We start from the raw sequence: 25,474 nt of genomic DNA, 5'->3' as shown, positions 1-25,474 counted from the left end.
TGGCAAGTCCGAGGCGGGCAAAAAAAATGCGCCTCGAAGGGCGCATGCTTGCTTTCTTGCTGGCGGAGACTGTGAGATTCGAACTCACGGACGGTTGCCCGTCGGCAGTTTTCAAGACTGCTGGTTTAAACCGCTCACCCAAGTCTCCGGGCACGGAAGCCGCGAATTCTAGCCCACGGCGGGTGCCTGTTTTTTCAGCATGCCGCGTGTTTCGATGAACTGAACCACGTCAGCCACGCCGGACAGCGTCTTGAGGTTGGTCATTGCAAAGGGCTTGAGGCCCTGGGCGTTGGTGCGCATGCGGGTGGTATCGGCGTGCATCACGTCCAGGTTGGCACCCACGTGGGGGGCCAGGTCGGTCTTGTTGATGATGAACAGGTCGCTCTTGGTGATGCCGGGGCCGCCCTTGCGCGGAATCTTCTCGCCAGCGGCGACGTCGATGACGTAGATGGTCAGGTCGCTGAGTTCGGGGCTGAAGGTGGCGGCCAGGTTGTCGCCGCCGCTTTCCACAAACACGATGTCGGCGTTGGGGAACTCGCCCAGCATGCGGTCGATGGCTTCAAGGTTGATGGAGCAGTCCTCGCGAATGGCGGTGTGGGGGCAGCCGCCGGTCTCCACGCCCAGGATGCGCTCTGCGGGCAGGGCGCCGCTCACGGTCAGCAGGCGCTGGTCTTCCTTGGTGTAAATGTCATTGGTGATGGCGATCAGGTCGTAGTCGTCGCGCATGGCCTTGCACAGCATCTCCAGCAGGGTGGTCTTGCCGGAACCCACGGGGCCGCCGATGCCCACGCGCAGGGGGGGCAGTGGCTTGGTGCGGTTGGGGATGTGGTGCAGGTTGCTGGTGGTCATGATCTGAAGAGGCGGGAGTATTGGGTTTCATGCTGCGCCGATAGGATGGCAAGCATGGGCGAGAAGGCCTGGCGTTCGCTGTCCATCAGGCCGATGGCGTGGTCCGCGGCAGAAGGGATGGCGTCGGCCAGGCGCGCCAGGATGCGCTGGCCTGCGCTCTGGCCCAGTTGCATGGACTTGAGCGCGGCCTGCACCATGTTCTCGGCCCAGCCGAAGGCGTAGGCCAGCAGGATGTCGCGCACGCAAGCCTGCGTGGTGGATGCGGCCAGCGCGAACGCCACGGGGTAGGTGGGAGGCAGCGCGACCAGGGCCCGAACGGCAGGCATCAGTGCCGCGTCGCCTTGGTACTGGTTGCGCAGCCACTCGGCCATGGACCGGCCCATCTGCTCTGTCTGCAGGCGCAGCTCGCTGGTTTCGCGGGTGTGCAGCACCCAGTCGTTGAGCGCGCGCGCGTGCGCCCAGTCCCCGCGGCGCCAGGCGCCCACCGCCTTGGCGATGAGGGCCATGTCACCGCGCGACTGGGTGATGTGCAGCTGGTCCAGCAGCCAGTCGCCCACGGCGGCTTCGCTGGCCAGGCCCGCGTTCTCGATGGCGCTTTCAAGACCCTCTGAGTAGGAGAAACCGCCCACGGGCAGGGCCGGGGAGGCCAGCCACATCAGCTGCAAGAGGCTGGCGGCGGGCAGGGGGGCGGGGCGGTCGCTGCGCACGGGGCGGCTTTCTCAGCGCTTGTGCCGCGCGCAAGCCACAGAGTGGACGTCGTGCCGTGCCCCGGCTTCGACAGGCTCGGCCAGAACGGTGCGGCGGGTGTGCGGCGCGGACATGGGGCTTCAGTGATCGTGGTTGCAGTGCGGGCCATGCACATGGCCCTGGGCGACCACGGGGATGGCCACGGTACGGCCCCGAGCGGGCGCGGGAGCAGCGGCAACCGCTGGCGCTTGCGCGCCCGAATGGCCGTGATCATGGCCGTGCTCGTGCTTGTGGCTGTGAGCGTGTCCATGGTCATGGTCATGGTCATGGTCATGGTCGTGTCCACCATGGTGGTGGTGCCCGCCGCCGTGCCCCGCCGCATAGGCGCCGCCTTCGGGCTCAAAGGGCAGGTCCTGCGCGGTCACGATGAGGTGCATGGCGCGCAGCATGTCGGCCAGCACGTGGTCGGGTTCGATCTTGAGGTGGTCGGGCTGCAGCTCGATGGGCACGTGCCGGTTGCCCAGGTGGTAGGCGGCGCGCGTCAGGTCAAACGGCGTGCCATGGCTGTTGCAGTGGGTGATGACCAGCACGGGCTGCGGTGCGGCGATCACGCGGACCATGGAGCCGTCTTCGGCCACCAGCACGTCGCCACCGCGCACCAGCGTGCCGCGCGGCAGGAAGATGCCCAGCTCGCGTCCGGCGGAGTCGGTGGCGGCGAAGCGGCTTTTCTGGCGCACGTCCCAGTCGAGCTCCACCGTGGTGGCGCGCTTGAGCAGCACGGGGGCCAGGCCTTGGCCCTGGGGGAGGAGTTTGGAGACTTGGAGCATGGGGTTTCGGTCCAATGGGCAATCAGCAGAACGCGCATTGTGGGCCCGGGGCGGATGGCGCGCTGGCGCCGGTCATACCGGGCGGGTCATGAAGAAGCTGTACGGGTCCGGCACGTAGTCGGCAAAGGGCCCGCATTCGACGAAATCGTGCTGAAAATACAGCTGGCGCGCAGGTTCAAAAAAGGGCTGGGGGCCCGTCTCCAGGCTCACGCGGGAGAAGCCGCGTGCGCGGGCCTCTTGCAGCAGATGGGCCAGCACCTGGCGCGCGATGCCTTGCCCCCGGTGGCGGGCGCTGGTGCGCATGGACTTGAGTTCGGCATGGTCCGCATCCAGCCGCTTGAGTGCGCCCGTGCCCACCAGCGTGTCGCCGTCGGCGTGTGCCAGCCAGGCCGACCAGAAGGCGATCCCGGGCTGGCGCAGCTGGTCCATGTCCAGGGCATGCACGCTTTCGGGTGGCGAGGCGGCGTACATGTCCTGCAGGTGTTCCTGCATGAAGGCTTCGATGCGCGGGTCGCTCAGGTCGTCCAGGCGGATCTGCAGCGGGGCGGGGAGGGCGGCCATGGGGTGATCAGAACAGGAAATAGCGCTGCGCCATGGGCAGCACGGTGGCGGGCTCGCAGGTGAGCAACTGGCCGTCGGCGCGCACGGTGTAGGTCTGAGCGTCCACTTCCATCCTGGGCGTGTAGCTGTTGTGCACCATGTGCTGTTTGCGCACGCCACGGATGTTGCGCACGGCGCTGAGCTGCTTGCGCAGGCCGAAGCGCTCGCCGATGCCGGCTGCCAGGCCTGCCTGCGACACGAAGGTGAGCGAGGTCCTGGCGATGGCCCCGCCGAACGCGCCGAACATGGGTCGGTAGTGCACGGGCTGCGGCGTGGGGATGGAAGCATTCGGGTCGCCCATCGCGGCCATGGCGATCAGGCCGCCCTTCAAGATGAGCGCGGGCTTCACGCCGAAGAAGGCGGGCTTCCAGATCACGATGTCGGCCCATTTGCCGACTTCAAGCGAGCCCACCTCGTGGCTGATGCCGTGGGCGATGGCGGGGTTGATGGTGTACTTGGCCACGTAGCGCTTGATGCGCGTGTTGTCATTGCGGGCGGTGTCGCCTGCCAGGCTGCCGCGCTGCACCTTCATCTTGTGCGCGGTCTGCCAGGTGCGCAGGATGACTTCGCCCACGCGGCCCATGGCCTGGCTGTCGCTGGACATCATGCTGATCGCGCCCAGGTCGTGCAGGATGTCTTCGGCGGCGATGGTCTCCTTGCGGATGCGGCTTTCGGCAAAGGCCAGGTCCTCGGCGATGCTGGCATCCAGGTGGTGGCACACCATGAGCATGTCCACATGCTCGTCCAGCGTGTTCTGGGTGTAGGGCATGGTGGGGTTGGTGGACGATGGCAGGAAGTTGTCTTCCCCCACCACGCGCAGGATGTCGGGGGCGTGGCCGCCGCCCGCGCCTTCGGTGTGGAAGGCGCAGATGCCGCGCCCGCCCACGGCGGCGATGGTGTTCTCCACAAAGCCCGATTCGTTGAGCGTGTCGGAGTGGATGGCGACCTGTGTGTCGGTGGCCTCGGCCACGTCCAGGCAGTTGCTGATGGCCGCAGGCGTGGTGCCCCAGTCTTCGTGCAGCTTCAGGCCGATGGCGCCCGCGCCGATCTGCTCGTGCAGCGCATCGGGCAGGCTGGCGTTGCCCTTGCCGAGGAAGCCCAGGTTCATGGGGAAGGCGTCGGCGGCCTGCAGCATGCGCTCCATGTTGAAGGGGCCGGAGGTGCAGGTGGTGGCCAGCGTGCCCGTGGCCGGGCCGGTGCCGCCGCCCAGCATGGTGGTCACGCCGCTGGCCAGGGCCTCTTCGATCTGCTGCGGGCAGATGAAGTGGATGTGGCTGTCGATGCCGCCCGCGGTGACGATGTTGCCCTCGCAGCTGATGACCTCGGTGCCCGGGCCGATGACGATGTCCACCCCGGGCTGCACGTCCGGGTTGCCGGCGTTGCCGATGGCGGCGATGCGGCCCGCGCGCAGGCCGATGTCGGCCTTGATGATGCCGGTGTGATCGATGATGAGCGCGTTGGTCAGCACCGTGTCCACAGCCCCTTGCGAGTTCGTGCGCTGGCTTTGTGCCATGCCGTCTCGGATGGTCTTGCCGCCGCCGAACTTGACCTCTTCGCCGTAGCTGCCGGAGCGCAGGGTGTAGTCGGCCTCGACCTCCAGGATGAGCTCGGTGTCGGCCAGGCGCAGGCGGTCGCCCACGGTGGGGCCGAACATTTCGGCGTAGGCGCGTCGTCCAATGGTTGCCATGGTGTGGGTGCTCCGCGAGAACGGGTGATTACTATATTTTTGATAGCTACTTGCGCAGATGGGGTGGGCGCAGTGGGCTGTTTTTATTTGGTTTTCTAGAGTGCGCCCTGTATCAGGCCCTGAAAGCCGAACACGCGGCGCTCGCCCGCGTAGTCCACCAGCTCCACGGTGCGCTCCTGGCCGGGCTCGAAGCGCACGGCGGTGCCCGAAGCAATGTTCAGCCGCATGCCGCGTGCGGCGGTGCGGTCAAAGCCCAGGGCGTTGTTGGTCTCGGCAAAGTGGTAGTGCGAGCCGACCTGGATGGGGCGGTCGCCGGTGTTGCGCACCACCAGCGTGAGGGTGCGGCGGCCGGTGTTGAGCGGGTGCTCGCCGGGTTCGGTGAATAGTTCGCCTGGGATCATGGTCGGTCATCCTGGGTGGGGGTTAGTCCCTCTCCCCTTGCGGGAGAGGGCCGGGGAGAGGGGGGATCGATGCAAGCGCTGCGCCCATTGCGCCCCCTCTCCCACAAGGGGAGAGGGGCTTGTGTGCTTGGCAAACGCAGAGTGCATTTGTGCCATCACGCCATCTGCTGAAGCAGCAGCGCACCGCCGAATGCCGCCACGCCCGCACCGGCCGCCCGTGCCAGCCACACCTGCCGGTTGCGCAGCGCCCAGCCTGCTGCCAGCCCCGCGCTGTGCAGCAGCACGGTAGCGGTCAGCATGCCTGCCAGGGTCAACCAGGCGCTGTCGCTGCCTGCCAGCTCGTAGCCGTGGGCCACACCGTGGAAGACGGCGAACACGCCCACACCCAGTGCCGCCACCAGCCCGGGCACGCGCAGGCGCGACACGACCAGCAGGCCCGTGACCAGCAGCGATGCCGCAATCATCGGCTCCACCGCTGGGAGCGCCACGCCCTGCAGGCCCAGCACGGCGCCCACCAGCAACATGGCCGCAAAGCCCACGGGGCCCCACAGCAGGTCGCGCCCGGCGCTGCGGGCGGCCAGGGCGCTCCACAGGCCCACGGCCACCATGGCGGCCAGGTGGTCCAGGCCGAACAGGGGGTGGGCAAAGCCGCTCAGAAAATTGTTGTGGATGTGCGATTCAGCGCCGGTGTGGGCGCTGGCGCTCATGGTGAGAACGCTGAGACCCAGGAAAACGAGGGCGCTGGGGGTGCGGAAAGAACGCATGCTGAATATCTCCAGGAATTAAAGATCGCGTTGGCAAGAAGGCGTCAATCACTCAGGCAGGGGCAAAAGTGCGCAGCGATCAACACTGGCGCGCCCTGGCCCAGCGCCACCGTGGAACTGGCTCTGCCAGGCCACGGGTGGCGTCCCCCTGGGGGGAAGGCGCCGAAGGCGACACAGGGGGGCTTCACAAGATCGGCTGGTGCACGGTGACGAGCTTGGTGCCGTCCGGGAAGGTGGCCTCGACCTGGATGTCCGGAATCATCTCGGGGATGCCTTCCATCACGTCCGCGCGGGTCAGCACGGTGCGGCCTTCGCTCATGAGCTGCGCCACGGTCTTGCCGTCGCGTGCGCCTTCCATCACGGCGGCGCTGATCAGAGCCACGGCCTCGGGGTAGTTGAGCTTCAGTCCCCTGGCCTTGCGCCGCTCGGCCAGGAGGGCGGCGGTGAATATCAGCAGCTTGTCTTTCTCACGAGGGGTCAGTTCCATGTCGTTCTGCTCAATGTTGGGGGGTGGGCTCGTGTGGCGGTGTGTCCAGGCCGGGCGCACGGGCAATCGTCATCGATGGCCTGGCGGTCCGGAGGGCAGCGGATTCATCATAGGCAGCAAGCCCCGTGCCCGCCATACGCCAGAGGGCGAAGGCGCGCAGGACGTGCAGGACGTCTAGGTGGTCCGTGGCATGGAAACTGCACTTGCAAGGGCTTCGACCCCCTTCATCCATGCCCCCTTCCACCGCCTCTCTTGCACCGCCCGACGCGGCCTCGGCCCCCGCGCTCGGGCCGGATGCCGTCGCGCAGGCCCCGCAACAGGTGGTGAAGGTCCGGCGCGACTACAACAGCTGGGTGGCCACAGAGACCATGGAGGACTACGCGCTGCGCTACACCCCCCAGCGCTTTCGCAAGTGGTCCGAGTGGCGCGTGGCCAACACCGCGTTCGGCGCCGCATCCTTCCTGATCCTCGAAGCCGTGGGCGCCACGCTGCTTGTGCAGTACGGCTTCATCAACGCCTTCTGGGCCATCGTGGCCACGGGGCTCATCATCTTTCTGGCGGGCCTGCCCATCAGCGTGTACGCGGCGCGCTACGGGGTGGACATGGACCTGCTCACGCGCGGCGCGGGCTTTGGCTACATCGGCTCCACGCTCACCTCTTTGATCTACGCGAGCTTCACCTTCATCTTCTTCGCGCTGGAGGCCGCCGTCATGGCCTATGCGCTGGAGCTGGCGCTCGACATCCCGCCCACCTGGGGCTACCTGATCTGCGCCATTGTGGTGATTCCGCTGGTCACGCACGGCGTGTCGGCCATCAGCCGCCTGCAGGTGTGGACGCAGCCCCTGTGGCTGGTGATGCTGGTGGTGCCGTTTGGCTACGTGCTTATGCGCGATCCTGGTGCATTTGTGGGGGTTGTGCACTATGGTGGTGAGTCTGCGCGCGGCGCCAGTTTTCAATTGCCCTTGTTTGGTGCGGCGCTCACCGTTGGCATTGCGCTTATCACCCAGATGGGGGAGCAGGCCGACTACCTGCGATTCATGCCCGCCAGGACGCCGGCCACGCGGGGCCGCTGGTGGCTGGGCGTGCTGGTGGGCGGGCCGGGATGGGTGGTGCTGGGCGTGCTCAAGATGCTGGGCGGTGCGCTGCTGGCCTACCTGGCGCTCACCCACATGGTGCCGGTGGAGCGTGCGGTCGACCCCAACCAGATGTACCTGGCCGCCTATGAGTATGTGTTTCCGAACTACGGCTGGGCGGTGGCGGCCACGGCGCTGTTCGTGGTGATCTCGCAGCTCAAGATCAACGTGACCAATGCCTACGCGGGGTCCCTGGCGTGGTCCAACTTTTTCTCACGCCTGACGCACAGCCATCCGGGACGGGTGGTGTGGGTGGTGTTCAACACGCTGATCGCCTTCATGCTGATGGAGATGAACGTGTTCCGCGCCATGGGCGAGGTGCTGGGGCTCTACTCCAACATTGCCATCGCCTGGATCATGTCGGTCGTGGCCGACCTCGTCATCAACAAGCCCCTGGGACTGTCGCCCAAGGGCATCGAGTTCAAGCGCGCGCACCTGTACGACATCAACCCCGTGGGCGTGGGCGCCATGGCGCTCGCGTCGGTCGTGTCCATCAGCGCGCACCTGGGGTTCTTCGGGCCGCTGCCGCAGGCATTCTCGGCCGTGATCGCGATGGCGGTGGCCTTCGTGGCTGCACCGCTCATTGCCTGGGCCACGCGGGGCAAGTACTACATCGCACGCCAAAGCCATCCGTTGCTCGAGCCCGTGGCCGTGCCCATGGCGGGGCCCGTGCCCGGAGCGCGGGCTTCAGACCTGGGCAGCTACCAGCGTCTGGTGGTGCAACGCTGCGTGATCTGCGAGCGCGAGTACGAGGCCCCCGACATGGCCCAGTGCCCCGCCTACCGGGGCGCCATCTGCTCGCTGTGCTGCACGCTCGATGCGCGCTGCGGCGACCTGTGCAAGCCCCATGCAAGCATGGCGGTGCAATGGTCGGCCGCGCTGCGCTGGGTGCTGCCGCGCGCGATGTGGCGCTATCTGGAAACGGGACTGGGCCACTTCCTGCTGCTGATGCTGGTGATCGCGCCGTTGCTCGCCGCGGTCATGGGCCTGCTGTACCACCAGGAGCTCAACACCATCGCGCAGGCCATGACCGACTCCGAGGTGCTGGCGGCGCCTGAGGTCGCGTTGCGCTCGGGCCTGCTCAAGGCGTATCTCGCACTGCTTGTCATCTCCGGCATCGTGGCCTGGTGGCTCGTGCTGGCGCACAAGAGTCGCCAGGTCGCCCAAGAGGAATCCAACCGCCAGACGGGCCTGTTAGTGCGCGAGATCGAGCTGCACCGGCAGACCGACGAAGCCCTGCAGACTGCGCGCCGCGTGGCCGAACAGGCGCGCCAGCAAGCCGAGGCCGCGCGCACCCTGGCAGACCAAGCCAACCAGGCCAAGAGCCGCTACATCAGCGCCATCAGCCACGAAATCCGCACGCCGCTCAACTCCATCCTGGGCTACGCGCAGTTGATGGGCGAGGACGCGGGCGTACCGCCGCACCGCAAGCAGGCGGTGCATGTGATCCGGCGCGGTGGCGAGCATCTGCTGTCGCTCATCGAGGGCACGCTCGACATCGCGCGCATCGAGTCGGGCAAGCTCACGCTCGACGTTGCGCCGATGCGCTTCGCCGACGGCTTGCACGAGATGGCCGCACTGTTCGAGCTGCAGGCCGCGGCCAAGGGTCTGGCCTTCGTGTTCGACGTGCAGGGCGTGATCCCGGAGGTGGTGCGTGCCGACGACAAGCGCCTGCGCCAGATCCTCATCAACCTGCTGGGCAACGCCGTCAAGTTCACCGCGCAGGGCACCGTCACGCTGCGCGTGCGCTATGCGCGCGAGATGGCGCGCATCGAGGTGCAGGACACGGGGCCAGGCCTCACGCCCGGCGAGATCGAGCGCATCTTCGAACCCTTTGCGCGCGGGGGCAACGCATCGGCCGTGGTTGCCGCACCTGGCGCGGGCCTGGGCCTGACCATCGCCAAGATGCTCACCGCGCTCATGGGCGGCGAGCTCAGCGTCACGAGCGAGCCCGGCCTGGGCTCGGTGTTCCACGCCAAGCTGTTCCTGCCCGAGGTGCATGCCGAAGCCCTGGGCAAGGCGGCGCCCGCCGCCCATACCGCGCCGCGCATGCGCAGGGGCTATGCCGGCGAACGCCGCCGCGTTCTGGTGGTGGACAACGAGGAGGCCGACCGCGAGCTGCTGGTGCAGTTGCTCGAGCCCCTGGGCTTCGAGTTGCGCCAGGCCGCCAGCGGCCATGATGCGCTGGACCTGCTGGCCACCGGCTACCGCCCGCACGCCATCTTCATGGACCTGGCCATGCCAGGCATCGACGGGTGGGAGACGTTGCGCCGTGTGCGGCAGATGAATCTCGCGGACGTGAACTGCGCCATCGTTTCTGCCAACGCCTTCGACAAGGCCCTGGACAACGACGTGGACATCCGACCCGAGGACTTCATCGTCAAGCCGGTGCGCCACAGCGAGCTGCTCGACTGGCTCGAGCGCCGCCTGGCGCTGCAGTGGCTGGGCGAGGCGCAGCCGGTGGCGGCCGCTTCAGCGCCGGCACCCTCCTTCGGCGCCGCAGCGCTCAGCTACCCCGAACCGGGTGCACTGGCAGCCCTGTCGCAGGCCGTGTCGCTGGGCTACTACCGCGGCATCCTCAATGCCCTGGACGAGATCGAACGCCACCAGCCTGCCCATGGTGCCTTCGTGCACACCATGCGCGGTCTGGCACGGCAGTTCCAGTTCGACGCCATGGGCCGCATCCTGGAGCAGGCGCCCCCGTGAGTACCGCAGCACACCCCCCTTTCGCATCCATCGGCCCCACGGCCCTGGACCGCAGCGACAGCGACGTCGTGCTGATCGTGGACGACGTGCCCGACAACCTGGCCGTGCTCCACGATGCGCTCGACGAATCAGGCTACACCGTGCTGGTCGCCATGCACGGCGAAGCCGCGCTGCAGCGCGCTGCGCAGGCGCTGCCCGACATCGTGCTGCTCGACGCCATGATGCCGGGCATGGACGGCTTCGAGGTGGCGCGGCGCCTGAAGGCGTCGCCCGCCACCGCGCACATCCCCATCATCTTCATGACGGGCCTGACCGAGACCGAGCACCTGGTGGCCGCGCTGGAGGCAGGCGGCGTGGACTATGTCACCAAGCCCATCAAGCCGCGCGAAGTGATGGCGCGCATGGGCGTGCACCTGGGCGCGGCGCGCAAGGCCCGGCAGGACGCACGCCAGGCCCGCGAGGCACGCAACGCGCTCGATGCCTTCGGCTACGCCAGCATCACCGTGCGCGCGGTGGATGGTCGCATCGTGTGGCAGACCCCGCTGGCGCGCGAGCTGCTGCAAAGCTACTTCGGCGAAGTGGGCCCGGACGGCGCGCCCACCGCCTTCGGCCAGTGGGCGCCCGAGCCGGTGCAGGCCTGGCTGCGCCGGCATGTGCTGGCCGACAACGCCGCCGAGCTGCTGGCCGCTTCGCTGGCCGAGCCGCCGCGACTGGCCGTGGAGCAGGGCGCCCGCAGGCTCACCTTCCGCCTGCACCAGCAGGCCGGCGACAGCGCGGGCGGCGGCGACTGGCTCATCGTGATGCGGGAGGTGTCGGACGCGAAGATCATCGAATCCATGAGCCTGTCTTTCAAGCTCACCGCGCGCGAAGCCGAGGTGCTGTACTGGGTGGTCAAGGGCAAGATCAACCGCGACATCGGAGACATCCTGGGCGCCAGCCCCGCCACGGTGAAGAAACACCTGGAGCGCGTCTTCGCCAAGCTGGGTGTGGAGACGCGCACGGCGGCGGCGGGCATGGCGATGAACCGCATTCGGCAGCTGCATCCACAGTTCGAGGGTTGATTTCAAATTGTTTTGGCCTTCTGCGCTTGCCAGATATGCGCCGAAAGCTATCAAAACGATAGTGTTTGAATCAAGCCGCCTCAATGATCGAGGGGCTGCGTGAGCCCCGCTGTACCGGCGGCCGCGCCCACACTCCAGCGCAAACCGCAGGGCAGTTGTCTGGGGCCGAAGACGAAGTGCAGCACGCGCCGCCGGCTGCCCCCAGTGGCCTTGGACGAGGCATGCAGCAGCAGCGGCCGCATCAGCAGCACGGTGCCTGCATCGGCATGGCAGGCCAGCTCGCCGGCGGAGGCCCGCACAGCCCGTGCTGTGGCTGGCGCCAGCACGCCCTGGTGATGGCTGGCAGGCACCACGCGCAGGGGGCCGTCATCGGCGTGGCAGGGGTCCAGGTGCAGGCGCACCGCCAGCAGTTCTTGCAGCACCGATGCGGGGGGCTGCACGAAGAGCGCGCCGTCCTTCTCGGACCAGCCCTGAAGCACCCGCGCGCCGACCCGCTCGGCCACCGGAATGCTCAGGTCCTGGTGCAGCGGCACGAGCCAGTTGCGCGCAGGCGTCTTCTCGAAATAGGTGCACTGGACGGCCACCAACGATGCGGGGATGAGGCCTGTCAGGGCCGGCAGTTGCTGCAGGCGCCGGGCCAGGTCCTGGCACCAGCGCTGCTCCAGCAGGTTGCGCTGGCCGCCAGATGCGGAAGGCGTGCAGGCCTTGCTGCCGCCCGCAGGGTGCAGGCCCGCTTGCACGTCGATCGCCAGTGCGCTGCATTCAGCGGGCTGCAGCACGTCGGGCACCAGCAGGAAACCCTGGGCTTCCAGCCGCCCGGCGGCTCCCGATGCTGGTGCCGAGGTCGCTGCTGCAACGGGGAGCCGGGCTGCGGCAGCGCTATAGGGAGAAGCATAAAAAGTGCCTCTACCGCTTTCTGGGAGAGCGCTGGCAGCTATCATTTTCATATCAATCGGGCCGGGGCCGGTCCAGCGCCCCTGGGGGCGCTACATCCCCAGCGACTTGAGCAGCGCGTCCGTATCGTCCTGGCCCGCAGGCGGCGGCGCGGGCACCGGGGGCGCCGACTGCGACTGGGCCATGAGCGCATCGGGGTCCGGCGCCTCCTGGGCCTCGAAGTCATAAAGCTTGATGAACTCCGTGCGGTCGATCGCCAGTTCCAGGTAGAAGATGTTGTTGTTGCTGGTGTAGAAGGTCACGCGCCGGGCCTCGGGCTTGTCGAGGTTGGCGTCCACCGACAGCTGCACCTGCTTGTTCAGCACCAGCATCTTGGGCTGATTCTGGGTGATGTGGGTCTGCAGCTCGCGCCGCACCTTGCCGGTGAAGTCGCCCACCACCTGGTTCATGAGCTCGCCCATCACGTTGCTCACTTCGTCCGATGTGAACGAGGTGACCAGGTCGTCCTTGGACATCCCCATGTTCAGCAGGTAGTTGGCATACAGCTCCATCGCAGCCTGGGCCGAGAAGTTGATGATCACCAGCCCCGAGAAGCCACCGTCGAACAGCACGAAGCAGCCGATGTCGGGCTTGAGGCAGGTCTTGCTGATGCGCTGCACCATGCCGGAGTAATGGATCTGGCTGTGCGTGGCCACGCCCAGGACGCGCGTGACGGAGTTGCACAGGCTGATCAGCAGGTCCTCGGTGCTGTAGACGGGGGATTTTTCGGGAAGGCTCATGGTGTATGGGGCGGCGGCCGGAAATGCGGGGAGTGCAGGCCCGAGCATAGGCCATGGCGGGGCCCGAGGCCAGCGCCCAGGCAAGGGATGTGGCATGCAGTCCGCTGCGGGACGCGTCGCGGGATGGCGCCGATTGACTTTCGCCTGCGCTCGCGTATCGTGCCAGCCCAGCGACAATCCGTTACACAGGCCGCAACGCGGGTAACGCGGGCACGCAGCCGGGCGACAGCCACAAACACAATCGACGACCGACCGCAGAGAGGGAGTGCACAGATGGGCAATGTCTATTCGTATGGCCTGACCGACTTCCAGGCCATTGCCACCGGCGCGGCCGTGCTGGCCAGTGGTGGCGGCGGCAGCTACACCGACGCCTGCTCCATCGTGCAGGAGCTGGCCAACCAGGGCTTCAGCGGCACCGTCAAGGTGCAGGACTACGACGGCGCCACCCCGGCCTGTGTGCTGGCCATCATGGGATCACCCGACGCGGCCTCCAGCCTCGATCTCGCTGCGATCCAGAACTCCATCAGCAACACCCTGGCAGTGCAGCAGGGCCTGACCGGCATGCAGGTGGGGGCCCTGATCCCCGTCGAGATCGGGCCGATCAATTCGCTGGTGCCGCTCATCGGCGCCGCCATGTCCGGCGGCTCGGTCTGGGTGGTCAATGGCGACGGCGCGGGCCGCGCCGTGCCAGAGCTGCCGCAGACCACCTTCACTGCGCCCTCGGGCCCGGCGCCGAGCCCGGCCGTGCTGGCCAGCGATGCGCCCACGCTCGTGGCGGCCGAGTACGCCGTGCTGGGCTCTACAACCGCCTCGGGCATCGAGTCGCTGGCGGGCGGCGTGGTGGGCGGATTCGGCGGGTACTCGGGCATTGCCATGTGGCCGTCGAACGCCATGAACCAGTTCGCGCTGTCGGGCAGCTACATCGCCGGCACGCTGGAGCAGGCCCGTGCGCTCGGGCTGCAGATGCTGCAGGCCGTCACTCCGCTGTCCACCAGCGAAGTCGCCACGGCCATCCAGAACCTGACGGGGCGCGCGGCGAGCGCGGTGGTCACCAACTTCTATGTCACTTCGGTCACGCAGTCCACGTCCAGCGCCACATCACTGGACTCCGGCATCATCCGGCTGGACAATGCGCAGGACCCGAGCCAGAGCACTGCCACGCACTACCTGTACAACCTCAACGAGAACCTGATCATGTATTCGGCGTCGAGCACCTCCCCCGACATCATCGCGCCGGACTCGATCTGCTATTACTCCGAGAGCACGGGACGAGGGTTCTCCAACGCCAATGACGACCTGGCCGTGTACTTCGACGCCGCCACGGGCCGCAGCACCGGCCAGACGGTCAGCGTGATTTCCGTTCAGACCGCGCCGCAGCTGTACAACACGCCGGGCGTGGTTGCATCCTTTGCCGGCCTGCTGCGCAAGATCGGCTACGCCGGCGGCATGCCCCCCGCCTGACCCGGCGTGCTCTGACCCCGAAAGCCACTGAGCCGCCATGGGTGAAGCAGATCTGAACAAGGAGCGGCTGGAGCTGGCGCTGGAAGCCGCCGGGCTCGACCTGTGGGAGAACGACCTCGTCACCGGCAACGTCACCCGCAAGGCCACCAAGACCTTTCTGGAGCTGGGGTTCACCGAGGACGAGATCGTCTCGGGCGTGCAGGACATCTACGGCCTGTTCCACCCCGACGACCTGGACATGGTCCGCCAGTCGGTGGCAGACCACCTGTCGGGCCTGACGCCACAGTACCGCTGCGAGTTCCGGCTGCGCTCCAAAGGGGGCGACTGGGTCTGGTATGCCAACTACGGCCGCATCATGGACGGCAACAGCGATACGCCGGGCAAGCGCCTGATCGGCGTCACCTTCAACATAGACGACCGCAAGCGGCGCGAGAACGAGATCGCGCAGATCAACCGCCAGCTCACCGAGCAGAACCGGCTGTTGCAGCAGCTCAACGCCACGCTGGAGCAACTGGCCTCCAACGACTCGCTCACTGGCCTGGCCAACCGGCGCACGCTGATGGAGCTGGGCGCCAATGAATGCAAGCGCACGGAGCGCTTCGACCATCCGCTGTCGCTGCTGGTGGTCGACATCGATCTGTTCAAGCCCGTCAACGACGCCTGGGGCCACCTGGCCGGCGACCGCGTGATCTGCGCCGTGGCACAGGCCTGCGCATCGCGCCAGCGCCACGGTGTGGATATCGTGGCGCGTTTTGGGGGCGAGGAGTTCGTCATCGTGCTGCCCGAGACAGACGGCCCGAGCGCCTTGCGCATGGCCGAGTCGCTGCGCCGCGAGGTGGCCGCGCTGAGCGTGCCGGTGAACGACGAGGGCGTGCACATCTCCGTCACCGTGAGCATTGGCGTGGCCACACTGCACAAGGGCTCCATTCTCGACTTCGAGGACCTCGTGAACCGGGCCGACAAGGCGCTGTACCGCGCCAAGGAGGCCGGGCGCAATGCCGTGTACTGCGCGGACGTGCAGCACGGCATCGCCACCCTGCATGTGCTGGCCGACCGGGACGACGGCGCCGGGCACGTGCTGGCGACCTGAGAGAGCGCCGCCGCTGCAGGGCCGTGGCCCCGCCGTGTTCCTGGGCTATTCCTCGCTGGTCCACTCCACCTGCACTCCCAGGCTGCGCAGGTTCTCCACGAAGCGCGGGTGCGCGCGGCGGATGGGGGTGGCATTGCGGATCTCCGAGCGGCCTGGCGTGCTGGCCGCCACCATGAAGAGCGCAATCGCCACGCGAATGATGTACGGGCTCTCCACCACTGCAGGGCTCAGCGGGTTGCCGCCGAAGGTCACCAGCCGGTGCGGGTCGGACTGGAACACATGTGCGCCGAACTTCGACAGCTCGCCCGCCCAGCCCAGTGCGCCGTCGTAGACCTTGTTCCAGAACAGCGCGTTGCCCTGGGCCCGCACACCCAGTGCGATGAAGATGGGCAGCAGGTCCACCGGAAAATACGGCCAGGGAGCGGCCTCCACCTTGGTCAGCACATTGCTCGTGAATGGCGTCTGCACCTTGAGCGGGCCGTCGCACCGAGCGCGCGACCAGCCGTCCTCGTGGGTGACCGTCACGCCGAACTTGGCAAAGGTGCGGTCGATCAGCGGAAAGTTCTCGGGCGCGCTGTTGCGCACGATCACGTCGCCGCCGGTGATGGCACCCAGCGCCAGGAAGGTCGTGATCTCATGGAAGTCTTCGTCGAAGCGGAATTCCCCGCCGCGCAGCTGCGTGCCACCATGCACAGTGAGGCGCGAGGTGCCCATGCCCTCGATGCGCACGCCGATCATGGCCATGAATCGGCAGAACTCCTGCACATGCGGCTCCGAGGCCGCATTGGTCAGCACCGAGGTGCCCTCGGCCGTGGCAGCGCACAGCACGAAGTTTTCGGTGGTGGTGACGGAGGCGTAGTCCAGCCAGTGCTGCGTGGCCTGCAGGCGCCCGTGGGCATTGCGCACCAGCAGCGAGCCTTCGGCCCGCTCCACCGTGCCGCCGAAGCGGCGGAACACTTCCACGTGCGGGTCGATCTCGCGCACGCCCAGCGTGCAGCCCTTCACGTTGTCCTCCAGCCGCGCCACGCCGAAGCGCGCCAGCAGCGGCGGCACCAGCATGATGGACGAGCGCATCTCCTCGGGCAGCCGGTGCTGCGCCGCGTCGAACACGGTGGCATGGTGGTGCAGGTCCAGCGTGCCGGTTTCGTGGTCCATGCGGACATCGCTGCCCAGCGTGCGGAAGATGTCCAGGATCTTGCGCACATCGGTGATGTCGGGCACGCGCAGCAGCCGCAGGGGCTCGTTGGTGAGCAGCGTGGCGCACAGCACCGGCAGCACGGCGTTCTTGTTGGCCGAAGGATGGATGCGGCCCTGGAGGGGGGTGCCGCCGTGGACGACGAGGTTGGACATGGGTGGACAGCGCAAGGAAGAAGAGGGGGCAGGGCAGCAGCGCAGGCGGGTCGCGCACTGCGCGGACACCCGCCCGGCGGCGCGCGAGGTCGATACTCTAACTGCCTGCCGGTTCGCACGATCTCGTGGGGCGAAATCGCTATGAATTTCGTAGCTGACTTTGAGATGGGTGTTGCGCTGGCGGCTTCATGGAACGTTGCTGTGCCGCGCACACTCCGGATGAAAGATTGGCTCTTGGCCCCTGCTACGCCTCCGGGCCAGCCCAATCCTTGACCCCACCCCATCCGTTCACGCCGAGTTTGTCGAAGTGCGGCGCACGGTTTGTACAAGCTCAGCCGGAACGGTGTGCAAGGCTCGGAGAGCACGTGGCCGCGTACGCCACCCGGCGTATTTCCGATCCGGGGGGCTGTCTCCAGAATTCACTCCATCGACCGATCCATGCGCCCAGCCAGGCGCCATCGGGCGAAGCGGTTTGAACCCCACTACTGGAGAAGCACACATGCAACGTCGTTATTCCCTCAAGGCCCTTGCGGCCGTCGCTACGCTCGCTGGCCTGTCTGCGCTGCCAGCCCACGCGCAGGAGACCATCAAGGTCGGCATCCTGCACAGCCTCTCGGGCACCATGGCCATCTCGGAAACGGTGCTCAAGGACACCGTGCTGATGGCCATCGACGAGATCAACGCCAAGGGCGGCGTCTTGGGCAAGAAGCTCGAACCCGTGGTGGTGGACCCCGCCTCCAACTGGCCGCTGTTCGCGGAAAAGACCAAACAGCTGCTGGGCCAGGACAAGGTCTCGGTGATCTTCGGCTGCTGGACCAGCGTGAGCCGCAAGTCCGTGCTGCCCGTGGTCGAGGAAATGAACGGCCTGCTGTTCTACCCCGTGCAGTACGAGGGTGAGGAACTCTCCAAGAACGTGTTCTACACCGGCGCCGCGCCCAACCAGCAGGCCATCCCTGCGGTCGACTACCTGATGAGCAAGGACGGCGGCAGCGCCAAGCGCTGGGTGCTCCTGGGCACCGACTACGTGTACCCCCGCACCACCAACAAGATCCTGCGCGCCTACCTCAAGTCCAAGGGCGTGAAGGATTCCGACATCGACGAGAAGTACACGCCATTCGGCCACAGTGACTACCAGACCATCGTCGCCGACATCAAGAAGTTCAGCCAGGGCGGCAAGACAGCCGTGGTATCCACCATCAACGGCGACTCCAACGTGCCCTTCTACAAGGAACTGGGCAACGCGGGCCTGAAGGCCAAGGACGTACCCGTCGTCGCCTTCTCCGTGGGCGAAGAAGAACTGCGCGGCGTGGACACCAAGCCGCTGGTGGGCCACCTGGCCGCCTGGAACTACTTCCAGTCCATCAAGAGCCCGGCCAACACCGAGTTCATCAAGAAGTGGAGCGACTACGCCAAGGCCAAGAACATTGCCGGCCACAAGGACAAGCCGCTCACCAACGACCCGATGGAAGCGACCTACATCGGCATCAACATGTGGAAGCAGGCTGTCGAGAAGGCCAAGAGCACTGACGTGGACAAGGTGATCGCCGCCATGGCCGGCCAGACCTTCAAGGCACCGTCGGGCATCGTCAGCAAGATGGACGAGAAGAACCACCACCTGCACAAGAGCGTGTTCATCGGCGAGATCAAGGCCGACGGCCAGTTCAACGTGGTGTGGAAGACGCCTGGCCCGGTCAAGGCCAAGCCATGGTCTCCTTACATCGAAGGCAACGACAAGAAGAAGGACGAGCCGGACGGCAAGACGAAGATGTGACACCCCCCTGAGGCGCTAGCGCGCCTTCACCCCCTCTCTCGACTCGCTGCGCGATTCGGGAGGGGGGACGATGCCAGCGGCCCGGCGAAGCCGGTTCCGCGGCATCCCTGGCCTCGCGCCGCGCGTGTTCTGCGGCCCGCTGCTTTTTCTGACATACCGGCCTTGCCATGCTTCCTTCTTTCTTCTCTCGCCTGATCGCCTGCCTGCTGTTGTGCACAGCGGTGCAGGCGCACGCGCTCACGGCCGAGGCTGCGCGGGCCATGGCGGCGGGCGATACCGATGAGCGGATCGCCGCGCTGCAGGCCGCCATCGCCACACCGGACGACGCCACCGTGGCCTTCATCCGCGCCATGGGCGACGATGCGGTGAAGATCGCGGGCGACAAGGCCATCGTCATCAAGGACGACAAGGGCATCGACCCCGTGACGGGCGCCGAGGTGCCCGTGCCCGACGATGCTGAAGACATCGTCAACAATAACCGCATGCGTGGCGAGTTCGATACCGCCCTGGCCTCGCTGCAGCTCATGGCCACGGACGTTGCCCAGCGTCGCAAGGCCGTCGACGCGCTGCGCGAAGAGACCGATGAGGCCCGCCTGCCGCTGATCGAAAAGGCCCTGGCCGCCGAGCAGGACGCAGGCCTGAAGGCGCGTCTGGAAAGCATCCGCGCGCGCATTCTCATCAGCAGCAGCGACGCCGCCAAGCGCCTGGACGCCGCGCAGTTCCTGTCCGCCAGCGCCAACCCCGCCACGCGCACCGTGCTGCTGGAGCAGTTGCGCAGTGAGGAAGACCCCAGGGTGAAAGCGGCCCTGCAATCCGCCCTCAAGGCGGTGGAAGAGCGCCTGCAATGGGGCGAACGCCTGGCAGCGGTGTTCTCGGGCATCAGCCTGGGCTCCATCCTGCTGCTGGTGGCGCTGGGCCTGGCCATCACCTACGGCCTCATGGGCGTGATCAACATGGCCCACGGCGAGCTGATGATGATCGGCGCGTACGCCACGTATGTGATGCAGGGCATCTTTCAAAAGTACTTTCCCGGCGCCTTCGACTGGTACCTGGTCGCCGCCGTGCCGGCCGCATTCATGGCGTCGGCCCTGATGGGCGCGGTGCTCGAGCGCAGCGTGATCCGCTTCCTGTACGGCCGGCCGCTCGAGACCTTGCTGGCCACCTGGGGCATCAGCCTGATGCTGCAGCAGCTGGTGCGCACCGTGTTCGGCGCGCAGAACGTGGGCGTGGAAAACCCCTCGTGGATGAGCGGAGGAGTGCAGCTCATGGAGAACCTGCAACTGCCCTGGAACCGCGTGATCATCGTGGCCTTTGCGCTGGCGGTGCTGGGCGGCGTGGCCTTTCTGATCAGCAAGACCCGCCTGGGTTTGTTCGTGCGCGGCGTCACGCAGAACCGCCCCATCGCCTCGTGCATGGGCGTGAACACGGCGCGTGTCGATACCTATGCCTTTGCGCTGGGCTCGGGCATTGCGGGCCTGGCCGGCTGCGCGCTCAGCCAGGTGGGCAACGTGGGGCCGGACCTGGGCCAGGGCTATATCGTCGATTCGTTCATGGTGGTGGTGCTCGGCGGCGTGGGTCAGCTGGCCGGCACCGTGTATGCCGCGCTGGGCCTGGGCGTGCTCAACAAGTTCCTGGAAGGCTGGACGGGCGCCGTGCTGGCCAAGATCGCTGTGCTGGTTTTCATCATCATCTTCATCCAGAAGCGGCCGCAGGGCATCTTCGCGGTGAAGGGCCGGAGTGCCGACGCATGACCACCGAGTCGAGCTCTTCCTTGTCGCGCCCAACCCCTACCGTTCAGGCTGAGCTTGTCGAAGCCCGGCCCGGCACTTCGACAAGCTCAGTGCGAACGGATGGGGGTGTGCATCACTCTGCTTCCCAAGGCCTTTCTGTGACAAAGCCCACCGTTACCTTGCCCGCACCCGCGCCCCTGCTCACCCGCAGCGGCTGGTCGGCCTTCATCGTGGCGCTCATCGTGGTGTGCGCCGTGGCACCGGTGCTCAACCTGTGGGTGCCGGCCGGCAGCGCGCTGCACCTGTCCGACTATGCCGTGGCCCTGCTCGGCAAGATCATGTGCTACGCCATCTGCGCGCTGGCCATGGACCTGATCTGGGGCTACACCGGCATCCTGAGCCTGGGCCACGGCCTGTTCTTTGCGCTCGGCGGCTACGTGATGGGCATGTACCTCATGCGCCAGATCGGGCGAGACGGCAACTACAAAAGCGACCTGCCCGACTTCATGGTGTTTCTGGACTGGAAGGAGCTGCCCTGGCACTGGGCGCTGTCCGACAGTTTCGTGGCGACGCTGGTTCTCATCGTGGCGGTGCCGGGACTCATCGCATTCGTATTCGGCTACTTCGCCTTCCGCTCGCGCATCAAAGGCGTGTACTTTTCCATCATCACCCAGGCCATGACGTACGCAGCCATGCTGCTGTTCTTCCGCAACGAGACAGGCTTTGGCGGCAACAACGGCTTTACCGACTTCAAGCGCATCCTGGGCCAGCCCATTGCCACGCAGAACATGCGCATGCTGCTGTTCGTGATGACGGGCGTCACGCTCTTGGTGTTCTTTCTGCTGGCGCGCTGGCTGGTGCGCAGCAAATTCGGCCGCGTGCTGCAGGCCGTGCGCGATGCGGAGACGCGCGTCATGTTCTCGGGGTACTCGCCGCTGCCCTACAAGCTCACCATCTGGACCATCAGCGCCATGATGTGCGGCGTGGCCGGCGCGCTGTACGTGCCCCAGGTCGGCATCATCAACCCCGGCGAGATGAGCGCCGCCAACTCCATCGAAATCGCGGTGTGGGCCGCGGTGGGCGGCCGCGCCACGCTGATCGGCCCCATCGTCGGCGCTTTCATCGTCAACGGCGCCAAGAGCTGGCTCACGGTGACAGCGCCGGAGTTCTGGCTGTACTTTCTGGGCGCGCTGTTCATCGCTGTGACGCTGTTCCTGCCCAACGGCGTGGTGGGACTGGTGAAGAAACTGCGCTTCGGAATGGACAAGAAAAACAACGGCAAGAGTGGAGGCGCCGCATGACCCCGGACCTGATGGAAGAGGGCGCCCGGCGCGTCGAACGCCACGCGGCCCCGGTGACCCAGGGCCAGACCGAATCGGGCGGCCGCGCAGCTGGCTTCTCGCGCGTGGCCACGCCCGGCGAGGTGGACATTGCCCACGGCCGGATCCTGTACCTCGAAGACGTGAACGTGAGCTTCGACGGCTTCAAGGCCATCAACAACCTGAGCCTGGATATCGCCCCCGGCGAGCTGCGCTGCATCATCGGGCCCAACGGCGCGGGCAAGACGACGATGATGGACATCATCACAGGCAAGACACGGCCCGACAGCGGCACGGTGTACTTCGGCTCGACCATCGACCTCTTGCGCCACAACGAGCCTGAGATCGCAAGCCTGGGGATTGGCCGCAAGTTCCAGAAGCCCACGGTGTTCGAGCAGCTCACGGTGTTCGAGAACCTGGAGCTGGCCTTGAAGACCCACAAGGGTGTGAGGTCGAGCATGTTCTTTCGGCTGGACTCCGCACAGTCGGACCGCCTGGCCGAGGTGTTGCACACCATTCACCTGGCGGGCAGCGTGACGCGGTTGGCCGGGAACCTGAGCCATGGGCAAAAGCAGTGGCTGGAGATCGGGATGCTGCTGATGCAGGACCCGAAGCTGCTGTTGCTCGACGAGCCCGTGGCGGGTATGACGGACGACGAGACGGCGCGGACTGCGGAGCTGTTTTTGACCCTGAAGGGCAAGCACTCGCTGATGGTGGTGGAGCACGACATGTCGTTCATCCGCACGATCTCGGAGATCGTGACGGTGCTGTGTGACGGGGCCGTGCTGGCGCAAGGCACGCTGGACCAGGTGCAGGCGGACGAGCGGGTGATCGAGGTTTACCTGGGGCGGTGATGGTGTGTACGGGCTCGTTGGCTGCAACCCAGAAACAGACCCAGGCCGTTCGGGCTGAGCTTGTCGAAGCCTGCTCATCCCGTCACGGCTCGATCGGGTTGAGCTTGTCGAAACCTGATCTCGGCTTATACCGATCCATTCGGGTCGAGCTTGTCGAAACGGGGGTGCGCTCGCAGGCTCGCTGGTTTGTACCGCGTGTCTGGTCGATGGGCGGAGGCCGGGAGTCGCCCGGCGTGCGAGTAACTTTCTTTTGGGTCGTCAAAAGAAAGTCACCAAAGAAAAGGCGACCCTACAGCCTGCGTCCCTTCGCTTCGCTGCGGGCAACCTGCGGTGCTCGGTCGGGGGGTGCGCTGCGGAACTCGCTGCGCGCTGCGCGCTATGCTCAGACAACCGCAGCGAGTCAGTTCACGATGCGTGTGTCCTTCGGCACACGCTCACCCCACGCCCTGCGCTCCTCGGCGCATCCTGAAGGGATGGGGGACCCAACATCCACACGGGCCATCGCTGCGCTCGGCCCCGAACGCGCGGGCGCTTCGCGCCGCGACCGCCAGGCCGAGCGAAGCAATGGCCCGTGCGGCTGTTTGGCTGTTCGGCTGCCCACCCCCTGTGGCTGCGCCTGCGGCGGGGCGGTTGCGGGGTGGCATGCGCGTCGGAGCGCGCATGCTTCGTGCACTGACTCGCCGCAGTTGTCTGAACGGAGCGCGCAGCGCGCAGTGAGTTCTGCGGCGCACCCCGCAACCACCCCGACGCAGGTTTGCCCCTTCGCAACGCGAAGGGGTCGCAGACTTGGGGTCGCCCTTTCTTTGGTGACTTTCTTTCGGCGACGCGAAAGAAAGTTACTGCGCCGCCGGGCGCACACCCCGGCTCCCGCCCTCAACACAGGCACTCCGCCCCATCAGCGAGCTCGCGAGCAGCGCCCCGGTTTCGACAAGCTCAACCCGAACGGTCAGGGTTTTGTGCCCCAGTTTCGACAAGCTCAACCCGAACGGATGGGGGTACGGAAGGGCAAGGTTTCGGCAAGCTCAACCCGAACGGTTCTGGTGGCACCGAGATTTCAACAAGCTCAATCCCTGCAATCCAACGCAGCCACCCAAAACTCCCGCACCCCACACGCTATAAAAAACATAGCTTCTCCCGCCCTATGACCGCGCGCTAGACACCAACCAGGCTCACAACAAAATGCTCACCGTCCAAAACATCAACCAGTACTACGGCGGCTCCCACATCCTGCGCGACGTGAGCCTTTCCGCCGCCCCCGGCAAAGTCACCGTGCTGCTCGGCCGCAACGGCGTCGGCAAGACCACTTTGCTCAAGAGCCTCATGGGCCTGGTCCCCATCAAAAGCGGCTCCATCACCTTCGATGGCCAGCCCATCGACAAGACCACGCCGTATGACCGGGCCCGAGCGGGCATCGGCTTCGTGCCCCAGGGGCGCGAGATCTTCGGGCGCCTCACCGTCGAGGAAAACCTGCGCATGGGCCTGGCTTACAAGAGCGGCTCCACCCCAGTGCCACCGCATCTGTACGACCTCTTCCCGGTGCTCAAGCAGATGCTCCACCGCCGCGGTGGCGACCTCTCGGGCGGCCAACAGCAGCAGCTCGCCATCGCCCGGGCCCTCGCACCCGGCCCGCGCCTGCTCATCCTGGACGAGCCCACCGAAGGCATCCAGCCGAGCATCATCAAGGACATCGGCCGCGTGATCCGCATGCTGGCTGACAAGGGCGAGATGGCCATCCTTCTGTGCGAGCAGTACTACGACTTCGCACAGGAGCTCGCCGATGACTACCTTGTGATGGAGCGCGGCGAAGTCATCGCCCGCGGGCCGGGCAGCGAGATGGAGGCCAAGGGCATCCGCAACCTGGTGGCGATCTGAATCTCGCTACGGCCCTGCACGCGCGCCAACCGCCAGACAGCGTGCCGGTGCGTTCATCGTTCAGGTGGCTGTCAGGCCTTCCCGGCCGCCGATGCGCGGGCGCCGCGCCAGCGCGACACGCTCTCCATGACGACCACGGTGCAGGCCATCCAGGTCGCGGCCAGCAGCCATCCCGCCAGCACGTCGCTGGCGTAGTGCACCTGCAGCACCACGCGGCTCCAGCCTGTGGTGAAGACCGCGGCGCCTGCCAGCAGGGCGGCGGGCAGGTGCCAGGAGCGCGGCAGCAGGCGCGTGGCCAAGTAGGCCAGCATGGCATACGCCGTCATGGACGCGCTGCTGTGGCCACTGGGAAAGCTGTAGCCGTCGGCCTGCGCGATGCCGTGCACATGCTCGGGTCGCACGCGCTCGAACAGGGCCTTGAGGATGCGGGTCAGCGCGCCGTTGCCGGCCATGGCCACCAGCCAGCCCATGGCAAGCAGGCGGTGCCCGCGCCACCACAGCAATGCCGTGACCAGCACGGTCAAGGCCGCCAGCGCCCAGCTGTCGCCCAGGTGCGTGGCGATGGCAAACCACTGCAGCACGGCAACGTCCGCGTACGCGCGCAAGTCGGCAGCCAGTGCATCGTCCAGTGCGCCCCAGGCGCCGCCGGGGTGGCCGCTTTCGGCCAGCTCAGCGATGGCCGCGCCGGCCAGCACCAGCATGCCCGCGCAGGCCGCCATCGCGACCAGCATCAACCAGTGTGCTTGCACCGGAACCCGTTCGCGCAGCGGCGGGCCTGCCTGCCGCGCGGCGCGCAGGCCCGCCAGGCATGCCCAGGCCGTGAGCGCGCCCGCTGCCATGCCTGCCACCCACCATCCCAACGGGTGTTGCGCGAGCAGGGTGCCCAAGGTCGCTGCGTCCAGGTCTGCCATGCGGAGTGTCCTTCCTGTCTTTGGTCATGCTGCCGGCGCACGCAGCGCCAGAGTGCGGAATGCGGGCATTTGTACAGGACTTCACAGCAGCCCGGCTGTGCGTGGGTGTATGGATGGAGGTGCGGCTGCTGGCTGGGGCTGCTGCGGGCAGGACGCCTGCCTGTCGGCCAGCGCTGACAGCGCAAAGGCATCGCTACCGGCTGCGCACGCCATGGGGCGCCGCCAGCATGACGACATGCCA

At 66.8% G+C, this 25,474-nt stretch carries 21 protein-coding genes and 1 tRNA gene; 9 read left to right on the top strand and 13 right to left on the bottom strand.

The window, feature by feature from the left end:
- Nucleotides 1-60 precede the first annotated feature (60 nt).
- The 9 genes from KW835_RS01870 to KW835_RS01830 all read right to left on the bottom strand — a co-directional run bounded on the left by KW835_RS01870 (nt 61) and on the right by KW835_RS01830 (nt 6,302).
- Nucleotides 61-148: transfer RNA gene (locus tag KW835_RS01870), tRNA-Ser, on the bottom strand.
- Between the two features lie 20 nt (nt 149-168).
- Nucleotides 169-849, bottom strand: coding sequence for an urease accessory protein UreG (gene ureG / locus KW835_RS01865; protein WP_218380574.1), 681 nt, complete (start codon nt 847-849; stop codon nt 169-171).
- Nucleotides 846-1,556, bottom strand: coding sequence for an urease accessory UreF family protein (locus tag KW835_RS01860; protein WP_218380573.1), 711 nt, complete (start codon nt 1,554-1,556; stop codon nt 846-848). The genes ureG and KW835_RS01860 overlap by 4 nt, the downstream gene beginning before the upstream one ends.
- A gap of 120 nt (nt 1,557-1,676) precedes the next feature.
- Nucleotides 1,677-2,363 (bottom strand): urease accessory protein UreE, encoded by a 687-nt coding sequence (gene ureE, locus KW835_RS01855; protein ID WP_218380572.1) that lies wholly within the window; start codon nt 2,361-2,363, stop codon nt 1,677-1,679.
- Between the two features lie 72 nt (nt 2,364-2,435).
- Entirely contained in the window at nt 2,436-2,924 is a 489-nt protein-coding gene (locus KW835_RS01850) for a GNAT family N-acetyltransferase (RefSeq protein ID WP_218380571.1), read from the bottom strand.
- A gap of 7 nt (nt 2,925-2,931) precedes the next feature.
- The gene (gene ureC / locus KW835_RS01845; RefSeq protein ID WP_218380570.1) at nt 2,932-4,650 is read right to left on the bottom strand and encodes an urease subunit alpha; all 1,719 of its coding nucleotides are present in this window, start codon (nt 4,648-4,650) and stop codon (nt 2,932-2,934) included.
- A 95-nt stretch (nt 4,651-4,745) separates the two neighbouring features.
- Complete coding sequence (locus KW835_RS01840) at nt 4,746-5,051, bottom strand: urease subunit beta (RefSeq protein ID WP_218380569.1); 306 nt, start codon at nt 5,049-5,051, stop codon at nt 4,746-4,748.
- Nucleotides 5,052-5,206: 155 nt separating this feature from the next.
- Nucleotides 5,207-5,815, bottom strand: coding sequence for a HupE/UreJ family protein (locus tag KW835_RS01835; RefSeq protein WP_218380568.1), 609 nt, complete (start codon nt 5,813-5,815; stop codon nt 5,207-5,209).
- Between the two features lie 184 nt (nt 5,816-5,999).
- A complete protein-coding gene (locus KW835_RS01830) occupies nt 6,000-6,302 on the bottom strand; it encodes an urease subunit gamma (RefSeq protein ID WP_218380567.1) in 303 nt (100 codons plus the stop codon).
- A 230-nt stretch (nt 6,303-6,532) separates the two neighbouring features.
- On the opposite strand from KW835_RS01830, the gene KW835_RS01825 reads away from it, so the two are divergent.
- Complete coding sequence (locus KW835_RS01825; RefSeq protein ID WP_218380566.1) at nt 6,533-10,141, top strand: ATP-binding protein; 3,609 nt, start codon at nt 6,533-6,535, stop codon at nt 10,139-10,141.
- Complete coding sequence (locus KW835_RS01820) at nt 10,138-11,202, top strand: response regulator (protein ID WP_370633565.1); 1,065 nt, start codon at nt 10,138-10,140, stop codon at nt 11,200-11,202. Before KW835_RS01825 ends, KW835_RS01820 begins: the two co-directional genes overlap by 4 nt.
- Before the next feature lie 80 nt (nt 11,203-11,282).
- Here the strand turns inward: KW835_RS01820 and KW835_RS01815 are convergent, their stop codons facing one another.
- Nucleotides 11,283-12,149, bottom strand: a complete 867-nt coding sequence (locus KW835_RS01815) for a phytanoyl-CoA dioxygenase family protein (RefSeq protein ID WP_255593188.1) — start codon at nt 12,147-12,149, stop codon at nt 11,283-11,285.
- Between the two features lie 39 nt (nt 12,150-12,188).
- Entirely contained in the window at nt 12,189-12,875 is a 687-nt protein-coding gene (locus tag KW835_RS01810; protein WP_218380565.1) for a DUF3334 family protein, read from the bottom strand.
- Nucleotides 12,876-13,148: 273 nt separating this feature from the next.
- Here KW835_RS01810 and KW835_RS01805 point away from each other — a divergent pair, with 273 nt between their 5' ends.
- Together KW835_RS01805 and KW835_RS01800 are read left to right on the top strand one after the other, a co-directional pair.
- Nucleotides 13,149-14,336 (top strand): DUF917 family protein, encoded by a 1,188-nt coding sequence (locus tag KW835_RS01805; RefSeq protein ID WP_218380564.1) that lies wholly within the window; start codon nt 13,149-13,151, stop codon nt 14,334-14,336.
- Nucleotides 14,337-14,373: 37 nt separating this feature from the next.
- The gene (locus KW835_RS01800) at nt 14,374-15,426 is read left to right on the top strand and encodes a sensor domain-containing diguanylate cyclase (protein ID WP_218380563.1); all 1,053 of its coding nucleotides are present in this window, start codon (nt 14,374-14,376) and stop codon (nt 15,424-15,426) included.
- Between the two features lie 45 nt (nt 15,427-15,471).
- Here KW835_RS01800 and KW835_RS01795 read toward each other — a convergent pair whose 3' ends face one another.
- Entirely contained in the window at nt 15,472-16,776 is a 1,305-nt protein-coding gene (locus tag KW835_RS01795; RefSeq protein WP_218380562.1) for a UDP-N-acetylglucosamine 1-carboxyvinyltransferase, read from the bottom strand.
- A gap of 499 nt (nt 16,777-17,275) precedes the next feature.
- Between KW835_RS01795 and urtA the strand changes: the two genes are divergently transcribed.
- From urtA to urtE, 5 genes are all read left to right on the top strand, one after another.
- Nucleotides 17,276-18,547, top strand: coding sequence for an urea ABC transporter substrate-binding protein (urtA, locus tag KW835_RS01790; RefSeq protein ID WP_218380561.1), 1,272 nt, complete (start codon nt 17,276-17,278; stop codon nt 18,545-18,547).
- A 167-nt stretch (nt 18,548-18,714) separates the two neighbouring features.
- Nucleotides 18,715-20,298: an urea ABC transporter permease subunit UrtB gene (urtB, locus tag KW835_RS01785; RefSeq protein WP_218380560.1), complete on the top strand. Its 1,584-nt coding sequence runs from the start codon at nt 18,715-18,717 to the stop codon at nt 20,296-20,298.
- A gap of 137 nt (nt 20,299-20,435) precedes the next feature.
- On the top strand, nt 20,436-21,578 hold the full coding sequence (gene urtC, locus KW835_RS01780; protein WP_218380559.1) for an urea ABC transporter permease subunit UrtC: 1,143 nt from the start codon (nt 20,436-20,438) through the stop codon (nt 21,576-21,578).
- Complete coding sequence (gene urtD, locus KW835_RS01775) at nt 21,575-22,450, top strand: urea ABC transporter ATP-binding protein UrtD (protein ID WP_218380558.1); 876 nt, start codon at nt 21,575-21,577, stop codon at nt 22,448-22,450. Before urtC ends, urtD begins: the two co-directional genes overlap by 4 nt.
- 1,179 nt (nt 22,451-23,629) lie before the next feature.
- The gene (gene urtE / locus KW835_RS01770) at nt 23,630-24,322 is read left to right on the top strand and encodes an urea ABC transporter ATP-binding subunit UrtE (protein WP_218380557.1); all 693 of its coding nucleotides are present in this window, start codon (nt 23,630-23,632) and stop codon (nt 24,320-24,322) included.
- Nucleotides 24,323-24,393: 71 nt separating this feature from the next.
- On the opposite strand, the gene KW835_RS01765 is transcribed toward urtE, so the two are convergent.
- Nucleotides 24,394-25,233, bottom strand: coding sequence for a phosphatase PAP2 family protein (locus KW835_RS01765; RefSeq protein ID WP_218380556.1), 840 nt, complete (start codon nt 25,231-25,233; stop codon nt 24,394-24,396).
- Nucleotides 25,234-25,474: the final 241 nt, after the last annotated feature.

The organism is Acidovorax sp. sic0104 (assembly GCF_019219095.1).
Lineage (GTDB): Bacteria > Pseudomonadota > Gammaproteobacteria > Burkholderiales > Burkholderiaceae_C > Acidovorax.
This window is presented reverse-complemented; position numbering and strand designations above follow the sequence as displayed.

Bases quoted from the DNA above. Each gene is read 5' to 3' on its own strand.
- ureG (WP_218380574.1), bottom strand. From the start codon at position 849: ATGACCACCAGCAACCTGCACCACATCCCCAACCGCACCAAGCCACTG.
- ureE (WP_218380572.1), bottom strand. From the start codon at position 2,363: ATGCTCCAAGTCTCCAAACTCCTCCCCCAGGGCCAAGGCCTGGCCCCC.
- KW835_RS01850 (WP_218380571.1), bottom strand. From the start codon at position 2,924: ATGGCCGCCCTCCCCGCCCCGCTGCAGATCCGCCTGGACGACCTGAGC.
- ureC (WP_218380570.1), bottom strand. From the start codon at position 4,650: ATGGCAACCATTGGACGACGCGCCTACGCCGAAATGTTCGGCCCCACC.
- KW835_RS01840 (WP_218380569.1), bottom strand. From the start codon at position 5,051: ATGATCCCAGGCGAACTATTCACCGAACCCGGCGAGCACCCGCTCAAC.
- KW835_RS01835 (WP_218380568.1), bottom strand. From the start codon at position 5,815: ATGCGTTCTTTCCGCACCCCCAGCGCCCTCGTTTTCCTGGGTCTCAGC.
- KW835_RS01830 (WP_218380567.1), bottom strand. From the start codon at position 6,302: ATGGAACTGACCCCTCGTGAGAAAGACAAGCTGCTGATATTCACCGCC.
- KW835_RS01825 (WP_218380566.1), top strand. From the start codon at position 6,533: ATGCCCCCTTCCACCGCCTCTCTTGCACCGCCCGACGCGGCCTCGGCC.
- KW835_RS01815 (WP_255593188.1), bottom strand. From the start codon at position 12,149: ATGAAAATGATAGCTGCCAGCGCTCTCCCAGAAAGCGGTAGAGGCACT.
- KW835_RS01810 (WP_218380565.1), bottom strand. From the start codon at position 12,875: ATGAGCCTTCCCGAAAAATCCCCCGTCTACAGCACCGAGGACCTGCTG.
- KW835_RS01805 (WP_218380564.1), top strand. From the start codon at position 13,149: ATGGGCAATGTCTATTCGTATGGCCTGACCGACTTCCAGGCCATTGCC.
- KW835_RS01800 (WP_218380563.1), top strand. From the start codon at position 14,374: ATGGGTGAAGCAGATCTGAACAAGGAGCGGCTGGAGCTGGCGCTGGAA.
- KW835_RS01795 (WP_218380562.1), bottom strand. From the start codon at position 16,776: ATGTCCAACCTCGTCGTCCACGGCGGCACCCCCCTCCAGGGCCGCATC.
- urtA (WP_218380561.1), top strand. From the start codon at position 17,276: ATGCAACGTCGTTATTCCCTCAAGGCCCTTGCGGCCGTCGCTACGCTC.
- urtB (WP_218380560.1), top strand. From the start codon at position 18,715: ATGCTTCCTTCTTTCTTCTCTCGCCTGATCGCCTGCCTGCTGTTGTGC.
- urtD (WP_218380558.1), top strand. From the start codon at position 21,575: ATGACCCCGGACCTGATGGAAGAGGGCGCCCGGCGCGTCGAACGCCAC.
- urtE (WP_218380557.1), top strand. From the start codon at position 23,630: ATGCTCACCGTCCAAAACATCAACCAGTACTACGGCGGCTCCCACATC.
- KW835_RS01765 (WP_218380556.1), bottom strand. From the start codon at position 25,233: ATGGCAGACCTGGACGCAGCGACCTTGGGCACCCTGCTCGCGCAACAC.